The sequence below is a fragment of the Candidatus Bathyarchaeota archaeon genome (assembly GCA_026014805.1).
In the GTDB taxonomy this organism is placed as follows: Archaea; Thermoproteota; Bathyarchaeia; order Bathyarchaeales; family SOJC01; genus JAGLZW01.
In genome coordinates this window covers 27,729-47,607 of sequence record JAOZHR010000010.1, presented here as the reverse complement: position 1 = coordinate 47,607, position 19,879 = coordinate 27,729, and the positions used below count along the sequence as shown (strand labels likewise).

At 46.2% G+C, this 19,879-nt stretch carries 19 protein-coding genes; 13 read left to right on the top strand and 6 right to left on the bottom strand.

The features are described from left to right. Positions 1-7: 7 nt before the first annotated feature. The 7 genes from NWE91_02530 to NWE91_02500 are packed head-to-tail and all read left to right on the top strand — an operon-like array spanning position 8 to position 8,821. Positions 8-1,681, top strand: coding sequence for a CoB--CoM heterodisulfide reductase iron-sulfur subunit A family protein (locus NWE91_02530; protein MCW3985272.1), 1,674 nt, complete (start codon positions 8-10; stop codon positions 1,679-1,681). Beyond that, on the top strand, positions 1,678-2,460 hold the full coding sequence (locus tag NWE91_02525; GenBank protein ID MCW3985271.1) for a hydrogenase iron-sulfur subunit: 783 nt from the start codon (positions 1,678-1,680) through the stop codon (positions 2,458-2,460). Before NWE91_02530 ends, NWE91_02525 begins: the two co-directional genes overlap by 4 nt. A gap of 31 nt (positions 2,461-2,491) precedes the next feature. Further along, complete coding sequence (locus NWE91_02520) at positions 2,492-5,542, top strand: CoB--CoM heterodisulfide reductase iron-sulfur subunit A family protein (GenBank protein ID MCW3985270.1); 3,051 nt, start codon at positions 2,492-2,494, stop codon at positions 5,540-5,542. 6 nt (positions 5,543-5,548) lie between these two features. Beyond that, on the top strand, positions 5,549-5,977 hold the full coding sequence (locus NWE91_02515) for a hydrogenase iron-sulfur subunit (GenBank protein MCW3985269.1): 429 nt from the start codon (positions 5,549-5,551) through the stop codon (positions 5,975-5,977). 6 nt (positions 5,978-5,983) lie between these two features. Then, on the top strand, positions 5,984-6,934 hold the full coding sequence (locus tag NWE91_02510; GenBank protein MCW3985268.1) for a 4Fe-4S dicluster domain-containing protein: 951 nt from the start codon (positions 5,984-5,986) through the stop codon (positions 6,932-6,934). 15 nt (positions 6,935-6,949) lie between these two features. Beyond that, entirely contained in the window at positions 6,950-7,978 is a 1,029-nt protein-coding gene (locus NWE91_02505) for a 4Fe-4S dicluster domain-containing protein (GenBank protein MCW3985267.1), read from the top strand. 3 nt (positions 7,979-7,981) lie between these two features. Beyond that, complete coding sequence (locus NWE91_02500; protein MCW3985266.1) at positions 7,982-8,821, top strand: FAD/NAD(P)-binding protein; 840 nt, start codon at positions 7,982-7,984, stop codon at positions 8,819-8,821. 196 nt (positions 8,822-9,017) lie between these two features. Here the strand turns inward: NWE91_02500 and gcvH are convergent, their stop codons facing one another. The 6 genes from gcvH to NWE91_02470 all read right to left on the bottom strand — a co-directional run bounded on the left by gcvH (position 9,018) and on the right by NWE91_02470 (position 13,593). Next, positions 9,018-9,434 carry a glycine cleavage system protein GcvH gene (gene gcvH / locus NWE91_02495; GenBank protein MCW3985265.1) on the bottom strand — a complete coding sequence of 139 codons (417 nt, stop codon included), beginning with the start codon at positions 9,432-9,434 and terminating at the stop codon, positions 9,018-9,020. A gap of 376 nt (positions 9,435-9,810) precedes the next feature. Further along, on the bottom strand, positions 9,811-10,071 hold the full coding sequence (locus NWE91_02490; GenBank protein ID MCW3985264.1) for a 50S ribosomal protein L23: 261 nt from the start codon (positions 10,069-10,071) through the stop codon (positions 9,811-9,813). A gap of 2 nt (positions 10,072-10,073) precedes the next feature. Next, positions 10,074-10,847 (bottom strand): 50S ribosomal protein L4, encoded by a 774-nt coding sequence (rpl4p, locus tag NWE91_02485; protein ID MCW3985263.1) that lies wholly within the window; start codon positions 10,845-10,847, stop codon positions 10,074-10,076. 27 nt (positions 10,848-10,874) lie between these two features. Next, positions 10,875-11,882 carry a 50S ribosomal protein L3 gene (locus NWE91_02480; protein MCW3985262.1) on the bottom strand — a complete coding sequence of 336 codons (1,008 nt, stop codon included), beginning with the start codon at positions 11,880-11,882 and terminating at the stop codon, positions 10,875-10,877. Positions 11,883-11,926: 44 nt separating this feature from the next. Further along, positions 11,927-12,715, bottom strand: a complete 789-nt coding sequence (locus NWE91_02475) for a hypothetical protein (protein MCW3985261.1) — start codon at positions 12,713-12,715, stop codon at positions 11,927-11,929. A gap of 26 nt (positions 12,716-12,741) precedes the next feature. Then, the gene (locus NWE91_02470) at positions 12,742-13,593 is read right to left on the bottom strand and encodes an RNA methyltransferase (protein ID MCW3985260.1); all 852 of its coding nucleotides are present in this window, start codon (positions 13,591-13,593) and stop codon (positions 12,742-12,744) included. 105 nt (positions 13,594-13,698) lie between these two features. Between NWE91_02470 and NWE91_02465 the strand changes: the two genes are divergently transcribed. The 6 genes from NWE91_02465 (at position 13,699) to NWE91_02440 (ending at position 19,867) form a co-directional block, all read left to right on the top strand. Then, complete coding sequence (locus NWE91_02465) at positions 13,699-14,784, top strand: bifunctional phosphoglucose/phosphomannose isomerase (GenBank protein ID MCW3985259.1); 1,086 nt, start codon at positions 13,699-13,701, stop codon at positions 14,782-14,784. Between the two features lie 114 nt (positions 14,785-14,898). After that, a complete protein-coding gene (gene glyS / locus NWE91_02460; GenBank protein MCW3985258.1) occupies positions 14,899-16,644 on the top strand; it encodes a glycine--tRNA ligase in 1,746 nt (581 codons plus the stop codon). An 84-nt stretch (positions 16,645-16,728) separates the two neighbouring features. Continuing rightward, positions 16,729-17,388 carry a DUF47 family protein gene (locus NWE91_02455; GenBank protein MCW3985257.1) on the top strand — a complete coding sequence of 220 codons (660 nt, stop codon included), beginning with the start codon at positions 16,729-16,731 and terminating at the stop codon, positions 17,386-17,388. 28 nt (positions 17,389-17,416) lie between these two features. Further along, complete coding sequence (endA, locus tag NWE91_02450; GenBank protein ID MCW3985256.1) at positions 17,417-17,962, top strand: tRNA-intron lyase; 546 nt, start codon at positions 17,417-17,419, stop codon at positions 17,960-17,962. A 119-nt stretch (positions 17,963-18,081) separates the two neighbouring features. Further along, positions 18,082-18,255, top strand: coding sequence for a 30S ribosomal protein S30e (locus NWE91_02445; GenBank protein ID MCW3985255.1), 174 nt, complete (start codon positions 18,082-18,084; stop codon positions 18,253-18,255). Positions 18,256-18,292: 37 nt separating this feature from the next. Next, a complete protein-coding gene (locus NWE91_02440; protein ID MCW3985254.1) occupies positions 18,293-19,867 on the top strand; it encodes an amidohydrolase in 1,575 nt (524 codons plus the stop codon). The last annotated feature ends 12 nt before the right edge of the window (positions 19,868-19,879 follow it).

Genomic DNA, 19,879 nt, shown 5'->3' with positions numbered 1-19,879 from the left:
AAAGAGCTTGAATGAAGTAAGAGTTGGCGTTTTCGTCTGTCACTGCGGCACAAACATAGGAGGGTTCTTGGACGTTCCGGGACTCGCCAAATACGCATTGAGTTTGCCTTATGTTGTTTTCGCGAAGGGCAATCAGTATACATGCTCTGATGCCGGATTGACAGAAATAAAAAATGCCATAGTCGAAAACAAACTTAACCGGGTGGTCGTAGCTTCTTGCACTCCTAGGACCCACGAGCCCCTGTTCAGGTCCACCTGCAAGGAGGCAGGACTGAACCCCTACCTCTTTCAGTTCGTCAACATACGGGACCAGTGCTCTTGGGTTCACATGCAAGAAAGGGAGAGGGCAACCGAAAAGGCGAAAGCCCTCATAAGGATGGGAGTCGCGAGAGCGGGGCTGCTAGAGCCTTTGGAAGAGACTGAGGTTGAGGTCAATCCGTGCGCTTTGGTGATTGGTGGAGGAATTGCGGGAATGACTTGTGCGCTAAGCCTAGCCAACCGAGGCTTTGAGGTGAAGCTGGTGGAGAAGGAGGACCGGCTAGGCGGGACTCTAAACAGCCTCTACAAGCTTTACCCAACGCACGAGGAAGCCTCAAAGTGGGTTCAAGCGAAAGCGGAGAAGCTTAAGAATAACCCGAAGATAGAGATTTTGACATCTTCCGAAGTTAAAGAAGTTAAAGGATTCGTGGGCAACTATGATGTAACAGTAAAGCAAGGAGAAAAGGAGAAGTTATTCAAGGCCGGAGTGATCATAGTGGCAACAGGGGCTGATACGCTCAAGCCCGTGGGCATATATGCCTACGATGGAGAACACGTTATCACCCAGATGGAACTGGAACGAATGCTGAAGGAAGGAAGGCTCAACGCTGACATTGTTGTGATGATTCAATGCGTAGAGTCGAGAAACGAAAAAAGAGCTTACTGCTCTAAAGTTTGCTGTCCAACCGCCCTCAAAAACGCCATGCTGATCAAAGAAGCTAACCCAGACGCTCAAGTTTTCGTGCTCTACAGAGATATAGTGACCCCAGGAACAAAATACGAGGATTACTATGGGAAAGCGAGAGGAACCGGCATAACGTTCATAAAACACTCGCCAGAAAGGCAGCCAGTCCTCGAGAACGGATCGGTGAGAGTTTATGATGAGCTTTTAGGCGAAGAACTCATCCTGCCTTATGACCTCGTTGTACTGTCGACCCCCATGGTTGCTCACAACGACTCCAGAGACCTCGCACAGAAACTGAAAGTGCCTGTGGATGAGAACGGTTTCTTCCTAGAGGCCCACGTGAAACTTCGACCTGTCGACTTCGCTACGGACGGCATCTATGTATGCGGTTGCGCCCACTGGCCAGCCAATGTCGGCGAGAGCATTTCCCAAGCGTATGGCGCAGCTTCTCGAGCGTCCATACCTATGGCAGTTGGACATGTGAAAACTGAGCCCCTAATCCCTCTGGTTAATGAGGACGAATGCTCAGGCTGCAGCTTGTGCGAGCTGACCTGCCCCTTCAAAGCGATACAAGTCGAAGAGATCGAGAAAGGGAGAAAAGCCAAGGTGATAGCCGCTTCCTGCAAGGGGTGCGGGGCATGCGGAGCTGGCTGCCCTCAAAAGGCGATCACCATGCAGCACTTCACAGATGAGCAACTCCTCGCTCAAGTAATTCCCCTAACTGAGGTGAAACCTTGACCTTCAAAGAAAGCTTTGAACCAGACATCCTCGGATTTCTCTGCAACTGGTGTTCCTACGCCAGCGCAGACCTGGCTGGAGTCAGCCGTTTTCAGTACCCTTCAAACATCAGAATTATCAGAGTGATGTGCTCAGCAAGGGTTGACCCAACCATCGTCCTAGAAGTATTCATCCGAGGGCTGGACGGTGTCATGGTTCTGGGTTGCCACTTAGGAACCTGTCACTACATGACTGGAAACTACTACGCGGAGAGAAGAATGAAGACGACTAAAAAAGTTCTGAAAAATGTAGGGTTATCTCCTGACCGATTGCTGGTCGATTGGGTGTCTGCGGCTGAGGGTGAACGTTTCGCAACTCTGGTGAAAAATTTTACAGAGAGGGTAAAGAAATTGGGCCGACTTGGCAAAGAAACAGACATGGAATCCCAAGAGTTAAAGACATGCTTAGTCGCAGCCAGGGAAGTCCTTGCCCAGGAGAGAATTAGATGGCTTGTGGGCAGAGAAAGAGAACTCGTAGAGGACAAGAACGTCTTCGGAGAGAAGGTGTCACAAGAAAAGTTCGACCAACTGACGCTCCAAACAATCGAAAAGGAGTTTGCAAAAAGAAGAATTCTCCTTTCCATGGAAGAAGACGCTCTTTCTGTCAAAGAGATTGCCCAGAGAGTGGAAGCTTCACCGAGGGAAGTACTGAGAAATATGGTCTCTCTTGAGCGCGACGGATTAGTCTCTGTCGTGGGAATTGAAGGAAACAGCCCGAAGTACCGCAGGACGGGAGGGTGAGAGAAAAATTCGACAACTGGAGAATGCCAAAATGGTGAATTTGCAAAACCCGGTTTCTGAAACCAGCAAGGTGGGTTCAGTGCTAGTTGTAGGTGGGGGGATTGGAGGGATACAGGCTGCACTTGACCTAGCCGAGTCAGGTTTCAAAGTTTACGTATTGGACAACTCCTCGGCTATAGGCGGAGTCATGGCGCAGCTGGACAAAACCTTTCCAACCAACGACTGCTCCATGTGCATTCTGTCCCCAAAGCTTGTGGAATGCGGAAGACACCTGAACGTTGAGGTTTTGACCTGCTCCGAAGTCACCGAGATTTCTGGAGAGGTAGGCAACTTTAACGTCTCAGTGAGACAACGACCGAGATACGTTGACATCGAGAAGTGCACAGGGTGTGGGGTGTGCGCCAAGTTCTGTCCAGTTGACGCCATAGACACCTTCAACAAAGGCTTGAGTGAGAGAACGGCGATTCACATCAACTACCCGCAAGCCGTTCCCTTGGTGTACATGATCGATAGGGAAAAGTGTGTAGGCTGTGGGCTCTGTAAAAACGTTTGTCTGGCCGACGCTATAAACTACTCGGATCAAGAGAAAGAAGTTAGGCTGAATGTTGGCGCTGTCATTCTAGCCCCCGGCGTTGAAGAGTTTAACGCCAGGTTGAAGAGTGAGTACGGTTACGGAAGATACCCCAACGTGGTCACGAGTATCGAGTTCGAGCGCATCCTGAGTGCCTCTGGCCCCTTCCTGGGGCGTGTACAGAGGCCTTCAGACGGAGATATCCCTAGGAAAATTGCCTTCATACAGTGCGTCGGCTCTAGAGATGTCACGTGTGGAAACGGCTACTGCTCTTCGGTTTGCTGCATGTACTCCACGAAGGAGGCGGTTATAGCCAGAGAGCACATGAGCCAGATTGAACCCACTATCTTCTATATAGACCTGCGGGCCTACGGGAAGGACTTCGACAAGTATATTGAGAGAGCTAAGAACGAGTACGGATTAAGGTTTGTCAGGTGTAGGGTGTCCGAAGTAAAGGAGATACCCAAAACTCAAAACCTGAGGATACGGTATGAAACCGAAGACGGAAGGCTCCACGAAGAAGAGTTCAACCTAGTCGTCCTATCGGTCGGCTTTACACCATCCGAGAACGTTAAGAAGCTAGCTAAAAGCCTCGGTGTTGAGCTGAACGAGCACGGTTTCTGTAAAACCCAACCTTTTCATCCGTTGGAAACCTCTAGGCCTGGAGTTTTCGTCTGTGGCATGTTCTCATCACCAAAGGATATTCCTGAAACCGTTACTCAGGCCAGCGCCGCCGCTACCAGTGTGGGCGAATTGCTCTCTTCTGTTCGAGGAACCCTGGTCAAGAAGAAGGAATATCCAAAAGAGCTGGATGTTAGAGGTCAGCCTCCCAGAATAGGGGTTTTCATATGTTACTGCGGCATCAACATTGGAGGGATTGTAGACGTTCCAAGCGTTGTGGATTATGCTCAGACTCTCCCGAACGTTGTCTACGCCTGCGAAAACCTCTACACATGCTCCTCAGACACTCAAGAGATAATCAAGAAGAGAATCCAAGAATACGAACTAAACAGAGTTATAGTGGCCTCATGTTCACCCCGAACCCATGAACCTCTCTTCCAAGAAACGATAAAGGCAGCTGGCTTAAACAGGTATCTCTTCGAGATGGCGAACATCCGCGACCAATGTTCCTGGGTGCACATGCGCAATCCTGAAGCCGCTACCGAGAAGGCGAAGGATCTGGTGAGAATGGCTGTGGCGAAGGCTAGAATGCTGGAGCCCTTAGAAAGGCTTTCTCTGGGGGTCACCCGCCGAGGCCTCGTCATCGGGGGAGGATTGGCCGGAATGACCGCGGTTCTAGCCTTAGCCGAACAAGGCTTTGAAGTTGACTTGGTAGAAAAGAACAATGAGCTTGGAGGCTTCCTGCGCAAAATATACTACACGTTGGACAACGACGACACCCAAGAGTACCTAAGAACCATTATTGAAAAGGTAAACTCGAACAAGCTGATCCAAGTCTTCCTTAACGCAAAGGTCGAGAACGTCTCCGGCTACGTGGGAAACTTCAAAACCACTGTAACCATAAACTCGGGCAGCGAAGCGAAAAAGGAGCTAGATCACGGAGTCATCATCGTGGCTACCGGAGGCGAAGAACACCACCCGAATGAGTACCTCTATGGAAAGGACCGCCGTATATTGACGCAGTTGGAATTGGAGAATACAATCGCCACTGCTGGCAACGAAAAGTTCGGGAACATGGTGATGATCCAATGCGTAGGGTCTAGGAATGACGAACACCCATACTGTAGCAGAATGTGCTGTGGAGAGGCAGTCAAGAACGCCTTGAAAATAAAGGAGAAAGACCCGGACGCTAACGTGTACATTCTGTACCGAGACATAAGAACCTACGGCCTAATGGAAGAACACTACAGAAGGGCTCGAGAGGCGGGAGTCGTCTTCATCCGCTACGAAGAAGAAAACAAGCCGAAGGTTGCCAAGGCCGCGTCAGGAGGAAAAGAAGTCTTGCAGATATCAGTTTTTGAACCAACCATCCAAGAAGACATCATCATAGACGCAGATCTCCTCGTTCTGAGCGCAGCCGTGATTCCACTCGAAGAAAACGAGACTCTAGCCAAGATGCTGAAGGTTCCCGTAAACGAAGACGGCTTCTTCTTAGAGGCGCACGCCAAGCTTCGCCCTGTCGACTTCGCTACAGAAGGCATCTTCGTGTGCGGGATGGCTCACTCACCGAAATCTATAGAAGAGAGTATTTCTCAAGCGAAGGCCGCGGTGTCCAGAGCGTGTACGCTGCTGACGAAAGACACCATCGAGGCTGAGGGAATCATCGCCACTGTCAACCCGAATAGGTGCACAGCGTGCGAGCTCTGCATACTGGTATGCGCCTACAACGCCATAGAAATTGAAGAAACCAAAAGGGGGAAAATAGCAAAGGTGAACAGCGCACTTTGCAAGGGATGCGGAGCCTGCGCCGCTACTTGCAGGTGCTCAGCAATTGATATCAAGGGCTTCACCGACATGCAGATGAGCTTGATCATAAACGCGTTGAGGTGACCAAAAGTGAAACCTGCAGAAAAACAATGGCCCCCGAAAATACTAGCGTTCCTGTGCAACTGGTGCAGTTACGCTGGAGCAGACCTTGCTGGAATAAGCAGAATGCAGTATCCCCCTAACATAAGGGTCGTTCGAGTCCCCTGCTCTGGAAGAGTCAACCCATACTTTATCATAAAAGCCCTTCAGCGTGGATGGGACGGAGTCTTAGTCTCAGGATGCCACCCAGGAGACTGCCACTACATTAGCGGAAACCTCGTGGCCCGAAGAAGATTCGCTGTTCTGAAAGACCTACTGGAATACCTCGGGATTGAGCCTAGAAGGGTAAACTTCTCATGGGTCTCCGCTGCTGAAGGTGAAAAGTTTGCTAAGGTCGTGACGGACATGGTAGAAAAGGTGGATGCCCTAGGGCCTGCCAAAAGACTGGTGAAGAGGTAGTGCTGTATGGAAAACCTTGAAAATTCGATAAGAGAGGTCGCGGAAAAGCTTCTCAGCGAGAAGAAGGTCGACCTGATAATCGGATATGAGCGAGGAACCCTGCCTCTTCGCACGACTCCCTGCTTTGTGGACAAAGTAGAGAGCATTAAAAAGCTTGTTTGGAACGCAAGTTGCGACGCCAGCCTTTCAAAATACGTGGTAGATAGAAAGGAAAAAGTAGGTGTTATTGCAAAGGGTTGCGACGCACGGTTGATAGCGGTTTGTGCGATAGAGAAGCAGTTTCCCAGGGAAAATGTAGTCATAATAGGTGTCCCTTGCCTAGGTGTCATTGACAGGAAAAAGATAAAGGCGAAACTCGGCGATAGGGAGGTCCTCGAAGCCGTCGTTAAAGATGAACAGATCAAGGTTAAGGGAGAAGGTTTCGAGCTTGTTTTACCGAAAAACGTTTTCCTCTGCGACTCGTGTCTAACCTGCGGACACAAGAATCCACCTATCTACGATGTATTTGTGGGAGAGAAGGTGCCTGAAACCACGGAAGTGAACGAGTTCGCTGAAGTTTCTAGCCTCGAGTCGAAGTCAGTGGAAGAGAGGTGGGACCATTTTAAGGAGGAACTAGGCAAGTGCATCAGATGCTACGCTTGCAGAAACATTTGTCCCCTCTGCTATTGCAAGATGTGCTTCGTCGACCAGACAATGCCCGCTTGGTTCGGCAAGACAAATGATATCTCGGATACTATGATATACCACATCGTCCGTGCCTTCCACATAGCCGGGAGATGCGTCGATTGCGGAGCCTGCAGTCGAGCTTGCCCAATGGATATAAACCTGAGGGAGCTCGTGAAAAAAACTGAAAAGATTATGAAAGAACGGTACAACTACGAGGCAGGAGTCAGCCTTGAAGAGGTCCCCCCGTTGGGAGAGTTCAAAATGGAGGATTCTCAGGAGTTCATTAAGTGAAACAGGGTGCTTACAATGAAGTGGAAGGTCATAGAAAAGAGCAAATTCCCCATCCTCCTTGGGGAACTGACTGAAGAACACGATGTTTTCGTGCCAGTCAAAGAAAAAAACATAGTCTTTTTTGAAAGACTCTCCCAAGGACGCGAAGCCTACCTAGACTTCCGGAACACAAAGAAGCCTCCCAAGGAGGTTTTCTTTCCACAGACTGAGACTCTGTTCATCCATAGGATAGGTAAAAAAGGCGTAGAAATAGAGGAGGCTCTTATCGTAAAGGGAAAGAGGGTGCTGTTAGGCGTCCGCCCCTGCGATGCCAGAAGCTTCGTTTTGCTGGACAAGTTCTTTTCCTCTGGAGAACACAAAGACTTGTACTACCTAGAGAAGAGGAAGAACACAACCATGTTCGGGTTAGCGTGCAATCATCCTCTAAGCACATGCTTCTGCACGTCTCTTGGAGGGCGTCCATTCGGAAAAGAGGGTATGGACCTGCTTCTCCAAGACATAAACGACAAGTATCTGATAGAAACAGTCACTGAAAGAGGCGAGAAACTCGTTGAGAAGTTTCCGTGGTTGAAGGACGCAGAAAAAGCTGACATAGAGAAGGCGAAGAAGCTCTCCGAAGAGGCTGAAACTGCCGTGAGATCTAAGGTTTCTGTTAAGGGCGTGAGCCAGAAGCTTGATAGAATGTTTGACGACCCATTGTGGGACCAGATATATCAGAAGTGCTTGGGCTGTGGAATTTGCACTTTCCTTTGTCCCACTTGCTGCTGCTTCGACGTTCTGGATGAAGAAGGGGATGGAGGGAAAAGAGTTAGGATCTGGGACTCATGCCAGTTCTCCTGCTTCACACTACAGGGTTCTGGGTATAACCCTCGACCTTCGGGAAAGGAGAGGATGAGGCAGAGGATCATGCACAAGTTCAGCTACTTCGTCAAGAACTTCGGCGAAAGCTTTTGCGTAGGCTGTGGAAGATGCGTCCGGGAGTGTCCTGTTAACCTTGACATCAGAGAAATAACTAAAGCAATATCGACCAGACAGGTGAAGTAGAGAATGAGTAATCCGTACATCCCAAACCTTGCGGTCATCAGAAAAATCACAACAGAAAATGAAGTGAATGACATAAAGACGTTTGAGCTTGTTTTCCAAGATCCAGAAGCGATGAAGAAGTTCAAGTACAGATGTGGCCAGTTCGCAGAGATTTCTGTCTTCGGCGCCGGAGAATGTCCCTTAGGTATAGCCTCATCGCCCATGGACGAAGGTTACATCCAGTTCACCATTAAAAAGGTCGGGGTTGTGACCACAGCCCTGCACAACTGCGAAGAGGGAACAGTAATAGGGGTCAGAGGACCATACGGCAACGGGTTCCCACTGGAGAGAATGGAAGGCCGCAATGTTGTCATTGTCGGAGGAGGCTTCGCTTTCACAACGCTAAGGTCTCTAACAAAATTCATTCTTCACGAAGTCAACAGAGATAGGTTCAGAGGCTTAACAGTTATCTACGGAGCCCGCAACCCAGGTGAACTCGCCTATAAATACGACCTTGAAGCTTGGGGAAAGAGGGATGATATTAACCTTAACGTGACCATAGACAGAGCTGTTCCTGGCTGGACTGGATTAGTGGGCTTTGTCCCGGCCGTTCTCAAGGAGACCGCTCCAAGCTCAGAGAACGCTATCGCAATTGTCTGCGGTCCACCCATAATGATAAAGTTCACCATGCCAGTTCTTAACGAGCTCGGCTTCCCTCCCGAGGAAGTATTTCTATCCCTCGAGATGAGGATGAAGTGTGGCATCGGAAAGTGTGGAAGGTGTAACATAGGAGACAAGTTTGTGTGCAAAGATGGCCCGGTCTTCGCCTACAAAGAACTTGCGATGATGCCGAAAGAGTACTGAGATTGCGATTGAATAACTGCTTTACCCTTAAAGTTTCAATTTTCAATCGCGAATCTTGTTCTAAGAAATCTTCAGCTAGTGCACACGCGCGCTCTACGCCCACCTAGCCAGAATAAAAACCCACATAAACTTTTCCTTTCTCTATTCTAAAAGCTTAATTTAGAAAAGAAAAGAAGTGGAATGGCTAAACCTTGGTTTAGCCTTTTTCAATTAGGGATTTGTGCCATTCAGCCGACTGTTCCGTATTCATCAAGTTTTTAAGCTCTGCATCCAAGTTGCTTGGGGCTATTACGAGTAGCCAGCCTTTGTTGTAGGGGTCTTCGTTAAGGAGTTCTGGACGGTTTTGCACTTCTGTGTTTACCTGTTCGATTGTACCACTTAAGGGTGCTATGAGATCTGACACTGCTTTGACGGATTCTACTGTGCCGTAGGGTTCGTTTTGCGTTATTGTGTCGCCTTGTGCGGGTAGTTCTGCGTAGACGATCTCGCGCAATTGTTTTTGGGCGTAGTCTGTTACGCCTATACGTGCTTTGTTATCTTCGATTTTCACCCATTCGTAGTCTTTTGTGTATTGTAGTCCTTCTGGGACTTCTGTGTCATTTACTTTTACCACGTTTTGTTTTTCTCCTTTTTGTATTGAGGGATTATTTTAAGGATGTCATGTTTTAAAAGTTTGTCTATGTGTTTTTCGAGGGCCGTTGGCTTCTATATATGTACGCATGGAACGCGAAAAGTGCTTGTCGGCATGTTCTGAGACTTTCTTACTCCGGATGGTGTTTTATATACATGTTCGGATCGACTTGCAGCTAAATAAAATCTGAATAACAGGGGCACTATTCATATGTATCCTCTCCTTATTGAGACATGTTGGTGCAGATCTTTGACAGTCTATTAGCAGATTTTGATTGGTGGAACCATGTGTTGTCGCCTATCTTAACTTTTCGCGTGTGCATGTAGGCACTATTAGTTTTTCGGAGGAAGCACAGAGATTAGAGGATTCCCAGTTTTATTGCCACGTCCACAGCCTTATAGTCTGGATGTAGCTTGACAAACGCCTTTTTCTCTCCCCGAGGCGTAATAAGAACATTAACTTTCTCTACCCCCACGTCATATAACTCCTCAACTGCCTTCCTAATATCAGGCTTCGACGCCTTCAAATTAACCATGAAAATCAACTTATTCTCCGTCTCAAGCAGTCTGCTAGCAACTTCAGTCATCAACGGATACAAAACAACATCATACGGATCCAAAGCTACCCAGCCTCCCCCAACTTCTCGCCAAGTCTCTCCAAAGCCGAGTTACTCCACACCGTAAGCCTACCAGCATGGGTCCCAGGCGCCAGCAACTCCACATTCAACCCCTCAACTAACACAACATCAACACCTGGCAAATTCCGCCCAGCCTCAACAATCCCTTTATTCTCAACCACGACAATCAAAGGACCAACAGCCTGCTTATACCTTCGCCCACGTGTCTTCCCCCGTCCAGCCCGCACACTCCTGCTCTCCTTCACCCGAAAAACATCAGCCCAAACACCCAACTCCAAAAGAACCCCCTCAACATCCTTCGTGCGCCGCAAGTCTTCCACATCATCAACCACTACCAACGGAAAATCCCGAACATCATCAACCAAATGCCCTCTACCAGCAACAACATCCTTCGCACCTGTGGCGGCAACTGCAGAACGCAAAGCTAATCCCATCTCCTTCCGCGGAATCCTCTTTACAACCCTCTTCTCCGAACGAGGAGGAAAAGCACGATGACCCCCAACAATACTCACGCCAAAAGCAGCCCGATTTCTATCCTTCATCCTAGGAACCCTAGCAATCCCTAAACCAACCCCCCGAGATTCAGCCGTGGTCCTCTTACCTGCCATCGGATCCCTCCCCTGAGGCTGAAAACGACGAGACTGCAAAGCAACGACAGCCCGCTTAATGACATCCGGGCGCAAAGGAGTACGGAAAGCCTTAGGAAGCTTAACTTTCCCAACAGCCTTCCCCTTCAAATCAAAAACTTTCGACGTCACCTTGCCCATAAATCACACCTTCATTATCTACCCTTGCTGCGACGCCAAAGAAATCTCAACAATCTTCGGAGGCTCCACAGGCACTGTCGTAGACGGTCGCGCAGGAACACGAAGCCGAACCAAACGCTTCCGAGGACCAGGTACACTCCCCTTCAACAAAAGAAACGTACTCTTTACAACTCCATATCTCACGAAGCCACCGCTAGGCGTCACTTCTTTACCATCAACTCCTATCTTTAAAATGCGCTTATTATACTCAGTTCTCTTATGATATCCCATCTGCCCGGCCCTAGGAACAGTATATAAAACCCGAGGTGGCCTCCAAGGCCCAATACACGCCACACCCCTCTTAATTTTCCTAGACTTACGAGACAAAATCCTAATACCCCACCGCTTCACGGGCCCCTGAAACCCCTTCCCCTTAGAAATCGCAATCGCGTCCACAAACTGACCTTCCTTAAAAACCCCAGTAACACCCACCGTCTTACCCAGCAACCCCCGAGCATACTCAAACAACTCCTTTATCGACGCCCCGTCAACCTTTATCTCCATAAGCTCTGGCTTCTTCTTCGGAACACTCGTCAGTCGAGGCTGAGTAATCGTTAAAAGGCGAAACTCAACAATGCTGTCCAAGTTTTCTTCAATCTTCTTCAACCCGTTCTCAGGAGCGAAGTTATCTGGCAAAGTGAAAACTCGTTCCAAGTCCTTCGGAGGATTTTTCATCCAAGCTTCTGTGAATGTTTTCAATCCATAGTCAGTTTTGATATAAGCGCGGACTCCACAAATCAGAATTGGCGGAGTTTCAATAACTGTGCACGGCTGATTTACTTCCTTTCCAAAATTTGGGGAGCGAGGATGGTCTTCCACATAAAAGAGGTGGGTCATTCCAGCTTTGTAGCCCATAAACCCAAGAAGTTTAGGGCCTTCAGTTGTGGGAGGCCAGTAGCGTATTCTACCAGTTTCTCGAGCAGCACGTCCCCTAGGCAAATATGCTAAGGAACCGCGTTTTGGAGCACTTTTCTTTCTATGCCCCATGATTTCCACTCGTTCTGTTCAATACAAGCATCAAGTTATAAAGGTTACGAAGCGCGTTTTTGCTCAATAATGTAGTGTAGCCCTAGACCTAGAAGCCATCCACCAACCACTACAAGAGTGGCAGGGAAGAAGCTAGCAAACTCGTAATAGAAGAGTGCAATTTCGAAGAGAAAGAAAGCGAAGCCTACTGATATGGCAGATATGATTCCTGCCCTTCTGCTGTACTTCTGGGCAGTTTGAATGGCAAGTAAACCAGCCAAAAATATGTCTCCCAACCCCAAGCCAATCCAATTTTCTGTAGGGAAAGTGGGAACATAGATTAGCACAGGTAGCTCAAGTTTAATGAATTTGCCGGCAGCCTCGCCCATAAATCCTGTTCCGAAAACTTGGATGAAATCCATAACAGTAATCAACCCAGCAAAAACTAAGACAGTTGTCCATGAAAACAAACCGCCAAGATAAACTGAGATAAATACGGCGAAAATTACTGCAAATATGTTAAGTAAGACGATGCCCCAAAAGAAAAGGTATAGTGCCACAAAAACAATGGGCGGCAACACGGCAAGATATAACTTCTCAGTTCCAACGTAAGTAAAAAGGAATAGAACGAAGGAGTAAGACGTCAAAAACAAAACTTTGATGGCTTGCTGAGGAACAAACACGATGACTGTAACCATAACTCCCATAGCGATTACAAGAAAGACAACATCCCGAATCTGAAATTCTTTTTCTTCAAAAAGCGACTTTATCCTAGTTTCAAACTTTTCATACAGCCAAACTGTAGCTATCGTGATTATGCTGATTGTTAATGGAAGCACGATGTCGAATTGCATGCGCCACTATATAATGCGGTGGGTTTTTAACCTTTAGCAACCATGTAGTTCAGAATTCCCAAGGTCACGAGGAGTGCTTCTTCGGTGCGCACGGTTTCAACATTTTGATTAGGGATTGTGTTTACCACAAAATCAGCAACGTCGTCCAAGTTCTCTTGTTTAGCAATCTCGTATAGTCCTCTTGTAGGCGCGCCAAAAGCCACAAGGATTTTGCGAGAAGCCTTCCAGCGATTTGCCAACTCTTCCGAAACGTCAACGAAAGGTTTTCCGTACTTAGACGTTGCTATAACTAAATCGAAAGCATTTTTTCTCAAAAGTTTTCCAAACGTCAAGCGTGAACGAGTTACTTGGTATCCCCAATACTCTGCGATTTCGCTGCGGTTTACAACCTCTGCACCCAACAGCCTCTTTGTTTTTCTTATCCTTACTGTGACACGTGTGTTAATCTGCATTTTCTTGTTCCGTATCAAGGCGTGCCGTTCAACACCTACATCCACAAGAGTTCCATCCTGCGTATGAGCTATAACTGCACCTTCGCGATATTCACCATCAACCAAGTCTTTTACACGATTCTGCAAAGGATGATGCGGCGTACGAAGAGGCGGCAACACCCCCGCAAATCTTAACTCCGGCTTTATTTTGAACAATTGCTTCCGCAAGTACTGCGGCGTCTCCATATAAGAAAGAATTGAAGCAATGAGGCAAAACTCTCGATTTTGGTTCCTCTTTGGCGCATCTGAGAAAATAATAATTTCATCTACACCGAAAATTGCGGCGGCTCTTCCCACCATTCCAATTCTCAAAGTTTTCTCTCTAAGATGTGGAATGTCAGAAACCAGTGAAGCAGGGATGGCTATTGAAAACTCGCGGTTAAACACCGATTCTTACACGCTCCTTTCACAGAATAGAAATGACATCTTTCCTTAAAGCTACCTCTGCTTTTAAAAGCTTAGACACAGAAAATACGGTGAGTTGATGACGTAATGCCAAAACCTACAGTTCTAGACCAACCAGACAAAGTTAGGGCAATAGACAAGAGCAACATGCTTGAACTATGCGAGAAGACTCCAGACTTCTGCAGAGACGCCATCAAACGAGCTGAAAAACTGAAAATGCCATACAAGACACCCGAAAACGTTATCGTCGCCGGAATGGGCGGCTCAGCTATAGGCGGAGAACTACTCAAAGACTGGCTACGTGACAGAGCTTTAATTCCCATTGAAATTTGCAGAGACTACGTCTTACCCGCATACGCCGATGGAAACACCCTAGTGATTACCGTCAGTTACTCGGGAGAAACCGAAGAAACCCTAAGCGCCTTCCTAGAAGCCGTAAAGAGGCACTGCATGGTCATAACGATATCCTCTGGAGGACACCTTCAAGCATTTTCACAAAAACTAAAAATTCCCCACATTCCCATACCTACTGGCCTTCCTCCACGTGCTGCAATTGCTTACACATTCTTTCCACTTGTAGTGTTGATGGAAAAATTACATATTGTCAAAAAAGCGAAGGAAGAAATTGAAGAGGCTTTGCATGTTTTGCAAAAAATCAGCGAAGAAAGCGAGCTTCGAATTCCTCTGAAAGACAACAGAGCAAAAAAGCTTGCTTTGCAAATAGAAGACACTGTTCCGATAATTTACGGATTTAGACAATACAGCGCTGTAGCACGACGCCTAAAATGTCAGTTTAATGAAAACAGCAAAGTTCCAAGTAAGTTCGACACATTTTCTGAACTTAACCACAATGAAGTTGTCGGATGGGAAGCACCTGAAAACTTCACAAAAACCTTCTCTATAATATTCATCCGAGACCCAAAAGAGCCACCCGAAATCAGAAAAAGAATTGAAATAACAAAACAAATCACATCTAGAAAAGTTCGCAATATTATGGAAATTCAGGCTGTTGGCAAACAGAAGCTGGCAAAAATGCTTTCAACTATGTACATAGGTGATTTTGCAAGTATATACTCGGCGTTGTTGAGAGGTATTGATCCAACGCCGACGAAAACAATAGCGCATCTAAAACAGGAAATGAAGAGGAAACTTGATACGAACGATGAAACTTGAAAAGAAGTTAAGGAAATGACATAGAGGAATTTCCAAAAGCTGTACATTTGTTTTATTATGAAGAAATACATTATAGCTGCAAATAACAACGGATAAAGGGGGATTTGAAGCTTAATGCAGAAACCTGACAAGTACGAAATTATCAGCGAGCTCGCCAGACGCCGAGGTTTCTTTTGGCCTTCCTACCAGATTTACGGCGGCGTCAGCGGTTTCTATACTTATGGACCCCTAGGCTCCATACTTAAACAAAGAATAGAAGCAAAATTCAGAGATTTCTTCATCAAACCTCTTAACATCCTCGAAATGGAGTCTTCTATTGTAACGCCGGCAAAAGTGTTTGAAGCATCTGGCCACGTGAGAGCCTTTCAAGAGCCTATGGTAGAATGTCTGAAATGTAAAAAAAAGTTTCGAGCGGACCACCTACTTCAAGAACAAGCCAAAATGAGTGATACACAAACTGAAAAACTTAGCCTTCAAGAAATAGCCACAGAAATAAAGAAACACAACATAGAGTGCCCCGAATGTGGTAGCGAGTTAGACAAGCCAAAACACTTCATGACCATGTTTACCACAACAATTGGGCCTTATTCAGACGCGGTTGGCTACGGTAGACCCGAAGCGGCACAGGGCATTTTCGTCGAGTTTAGACGCCTCTACGAAACTGCCAGAGAGAGACTGCCCCTGGGAGTTGTTCAAATTGGACATGCTCTGAGAAATGAAATATCACCTAGACAAGGTCTCATCAGACAAAGGGAGTTTACTATCGCTGACATAGAATTCTTTTTTGATCCGAAAGATCACAAATGTCCTCTGATGAAGGAGGTTGAGGAAGAAACTTTACGCCTCATACCTGCAGAGCTGAGACAGAAAGATGCAAAAAAAGCAGTGGACGTGACGGTGAAAAAAGCACTGCAAAAAGGCTACATCAAAACAGAATGGCAAGCATACTTTATGGTTTTGGCTAAATACTTCCTAAATATGCTTGGGGTTCCAGATGATAAGCAACGTTTCATTGAAAAATTGGAATGGGAAAGAGCGCATTATTCCGAGCAGGGCTATGACCAAGAAATCTACTTGGACCGCTGGGGATGGACAGAAGTTTCGGGTCACAACTACCGCTCAGACTACGATCTGAAACAGCATATGAAACACAGTGGCGTGGACATGCAGGTTTTCAAAGAATACGACAAACCTAAAATGACGGAAAAAGTTGTTGTTGAACCGGTCTTGGCTGAGATTGGCCCAGCATTCAAAAAAGACGCCTCAAGAGTAATAGCTTTACTTCTAGAAGCCAATGTTGAAGAAGTCAAAAAATCTCTGAGAGAAAACGGGTACTACATGGCAAAATCGTTTAGAATCTTACCTGAACATGTTAAGATTGTCTGTAAGAACATAGAAGAAACGGGAAGACGGTTTATCCCTCACGTCGTTGAGCCGAGTTTTGGAATAGACAGGATTGTGTATGTGGCTTTAGAATACGCCTACGATAAACGAGAGGGTAGAACGCTTCTGAGGTTTCCAAGGGAACTGGCGCCTGTACAGGTTGGATTGTATCCTTTAGTTACCAAAGACGGTTTGGCAGAAAAAGCAAAAAGGCTACACAAAATGTTGAGAATTGAAGGTTTTATGGTGGAGTATGACGAATCTGGCTCCATTGGAAGGCGCTACGCTCGAGCCGATGAAGCCGGCACACCCCTCTGTATCACGGTTGACTATCAAACATTAAACGATGACACAGTAACCGTGCGCGACCGTGACTCATGGAAACAAGTCCGCACAAGAATGGAAAACCTGCCTAAAAGTTTACGTGCCTACTTCAGCCACAAAAAAGATTTCGAAGACATTGGAGAAAGCATATAAAAACAGCGACAAGTTTCGTTAAATTTTTTAATGAATTCGCATATTCTATGGTAGTATCTACAGAGGTATTTCCGCGGTGAGAACTTGGTACTTCCGGTTGAAACAGAAGAGCGTGTAAAGCGAAGAGCACTTAGCGTTTGTCAAGACCATCTACGCAAGGTGCTGGAGATTGCACGCAAAGTTCCTCAAATGGTTGACTGCTTTGCCGCTGACGACAAAGACACTGCAAGACAGGTTTTCGCCGAGATAAAAAAAACGGAAGAAGAAGTAGATAAAACCAGACGAATCGTTTCGCAGGAACTTGCACAGATAGGTGCTATACTCATAAATCGAGAAGACTTTCTACGCTTTACAAATTTAACTAGCGAAATCGCAGATTTCTGCGAAGGCTTAAGTTTTTGGCTGCTTTCTATTATGGAACGTGGATGGAAGGTACCTGCGGACATTAAGAATGACCTCGTAAAACTTGCAGAAGCAATGTTGAATACCGTGATAAAGCTTAGAGAAACTGCCATAACACTTTCTTATGGACCTGAGAAGACTTTGGAGAAAGCCAGAGAGGTTGAAACAGCAGAACGAACAGTAGACGAGATATACAGAAAATTGGAAGTAGAAATAATAAATAGCAACCTAGAGATTCCAGTAATGTTGCTCTTAAAAGACATAACTCAACTTCTCGAAAACGCAGCCGACAAAGCTGAGGATGCCTCAGACGCAGCACGTATATTATCTTTTGCCATGTAACAAAGCTGAGATTACAATGAGTAAGCGTATTACGGTCGAATTTATCGAAAATTTTCTAGTCGTGTGGGACTCGGCACAGAGTTCAGAACTATATAAAATGGGATATTACGGTAAGCCTTTAGGAATACCTAAGCCAAAAATAGCCGAGTTCAACGTTCCTCTAGTTCTAGACCTTATGGAAGGACTATACCTTACTGAAAACAAAATTATAGAGGTGCGGGAAGGCTCAAAAAATAGGAAGGTAGGGTTGGAGAAGCTTAAGCGAAGAGCCCGTAAGCTTTACGAGGAGTTTGACTTGAAGTATGCAGTTTACCGCGACTTAAGAGATAACGGCTTCATCGTTACTCCAGGCATCAAGTACGGATGCGATTTTGCCGTTTACAAGCATGGACCGGGAATTGAACATGCGCCTTACATGGTGTCGGTGAAAAAAAGCGAAGAGGACGTGACGGCAACTGAAATTGTGAAAGTTGGAAGACTCGCCACAACGGTGCGAAAGAGATTCATCGTTGCAATACCTGACTTTGGGACAAAAAAGATTCAATACTTGATATTCAAGTGGTTCAAGGCTTAGGACTTATCTTTTTGCGGTTCGAGAGTGGGCTAAGTTAAGAAGCGGTCTAAAGAAGGCTAGGAAACACTTAAAAGACTCTAAACGATATTTTTCAGCAGCAAAGGAGATGATAAGCGAGAATGCCAACTCACGGATCACTTTCAAAAGCGGGTAAAGTACGTAGCCAAACGCCTAAAATGACAACCACACCAAAGAAGAGCGCAATTCCTAGAAGACGGGCAAGACGAAACTATGAAAAGCGCATAATTCTACAGCGAAAAGCTGGCCAGAACTCGGGAACAAGGCGTTACTAACAAACCTTTTAACACTACAGCCTGATACATTCCGTTCATGCTTTACGCTGACTTGGTTCTTGTAAATGGTAATATAATTCCTATGAATCCTAAGCAGTTGAAAGCACAAGCAATAGCAATAAAGCATGGCAAATTTGAGGCAGTTGGCACTAACAAGCAAATTTTTTCATATGTAGGCAAAAGCACCAAAAAAATTGACCTTAAAGGCAAGACGGTTGTTCCTGGCTTTATTGACACCCATGTACACGGTGTATCGCTGGGGCGGGTAATGTCTCAAATCAACATGCGCAACGCAGAATCGATAAAAGAAATTCAGCAAGAAGTCAAGCAAAAAGCAAAGAAAACCCCAAAAGGTGGGTGGGTAATCGGCAGAGGGTGGGACCAAGACAAACTTGCAGAACGTCGATATCCTTCACGCTTCGACCTTGACCAAGCAGCACCTAATCATCCAGTTTTTTTGCTACGAGTATGCGGACATCTTGGCGTGGCTAACTCAAAAGCTATTAAACTTGCTGGAATCACAAAAAAGACCAAGCCTCCCAAGAGTGGACGTATAGACCGAGACCCGACGACTGGCGAGTTGAATGGTATTCTACGAGAAAACGCTCTTAATCTCATTTATGAGATCTTGCCAAAATCCACTGAAGAAGGCCTTGCAGACAAATGTTTATTAGCTTGTCAAAGAATGGTTGAGGAAGGCATAACCACTGCTCATTGGATAATCAACTCAGCAAACGAGATGCGTGTGCTTCAAAAATTGAGCAATCGCAATATGCTGCCACTGCGTATCTACTTGTTAATACCTGTGGGGTATCTTGACAACCTTGCCGAGTTAGGTTTATCAACAGGATTTGGCAGCGACAAGATTAAGATTGGCAGTATCAAAATATTGGCAGATGGCTCTCTGGGGGCAAGAACCGCAGCATTAAGACGACCTTATGAGGATGCGCCGAAAACTGAAGGAATGCTGCTTTACTCGCAAAAACAACTAGAGAAATTCGTAGAAAAAGCGCATAAAGCAAATCTGCAGTTAGCTATCCACACAATAGGTGACAGAACAGTTGAAATAGTGTTGAAAATCTTTGAGGAAGTGCTTAGAAAGACACCGAAAGAGAATCATCGTCACCGATTGGAACATGTTTCTGTTCTTAATCCAAAATCAATAAAGAAAATGAAAGAACTCAGCGTTATAGCATCTGTGCAACCTCATTTTGTAGTTTCTGACTTTTGGATAACAGATCGCTTAGGGGAAACCAGAGCTAGATGGACTTATGCGTTCAAAAGCCTCCTAAAAGGAGGTGTAATTACGATGGGAGGTTCTGACGCTCCAGTAGAACCTGTGAGCCCGATTTTAGGAATTTATGCTGCAGTTGCAAGAGAAAAGTTTCCACAAGAACGATTAACTGTCGACGAGGCTTTATGTCTATATACTATTAATGCTGCCTATGGCTCCTTCGAAGAAGACGTTAAGGGGTCCATAGAGAAAGGCAAACTTGCCGACTTGGTGGTACTTTCAGAAGATCCTCACAAAATTACACCTGAACAAATTAGAAACGTAAAGGCGGAGATGACAATCGTCGGCGGCAAAATCGTGTACACCGGAAAGCAGTAACTAGGTAGCTAC

Bases quoted from the DNA above. Each gene is read 5' to 3' on its own strand.
- NWE91_02445 (MCW3985255.1), top strand. From the start codon at position 18,082: ATGCCAACTCACGGATCACTTTCAAAAGCGGGTAAAGTACGTAGCCAA.
- NWE91_02505 (MCW3985267.1), top strand. From the start codon at position 6,950: ATGAAGTGGAAGGTCATAGAAAAGAGCAAATTCCCCATCCTCCTTGGG.
- NWE91_02500 (MCW3985266.1), top strand. From the start codon at position 7,982: ATGAGTAATCCGTACATCCCAAACCTTGCGGTCATCAGAAAAATCACA.
- NWE91_02510 (MCW3985268.1), top strand. From the start codon at position 5,984: ATGGAAAACCTTGAAAATTCGATAAGAGAGGTCGCGGAAAAGCTTCTC.
- glyS (MCW3985258.1), top strand. From the start codon at position 14,899: ATGCAGAAACCTGACAAGTACGAAATTATCAGCGAGCTCGCCAGACGC.
- NWE91_02480 (MCW3985262.1), bottom strand. From the start codon at position 11,882: ATGGGGCATAGAAAGAAAAGTGCTCCAAAACGCGGTTCCTTAGCATAT.
- NWE91_02465 (MCW3985259.1), top strand. From the start codon at position 13,699: ATGCCAAAACCTACAGTTCTAGACCAACCAGACAAAGTTAGGGCAATA.
- NWE91_02520 (MCW3985270.1), top strand. From the start codon at position 2,492: ATGGTGAATTTGCAAAACCCGGTTTCTGAAACCAGCAAGGTGGGTTCA.
- NWE91_02475 (MCW3985261.1), bottom strand. From the start codon at position 12,715: ATGCAATTCGACATCGTGCTTCCATTAACAATCAGCATAATCACGATA.
- NWE91_02440 (MCW3985254.1), top strand. From the start codon at position 18,293: ATGCTTTACGCTGACTTGGTTCTTGTAAATGGTAATATAATTCCTATG.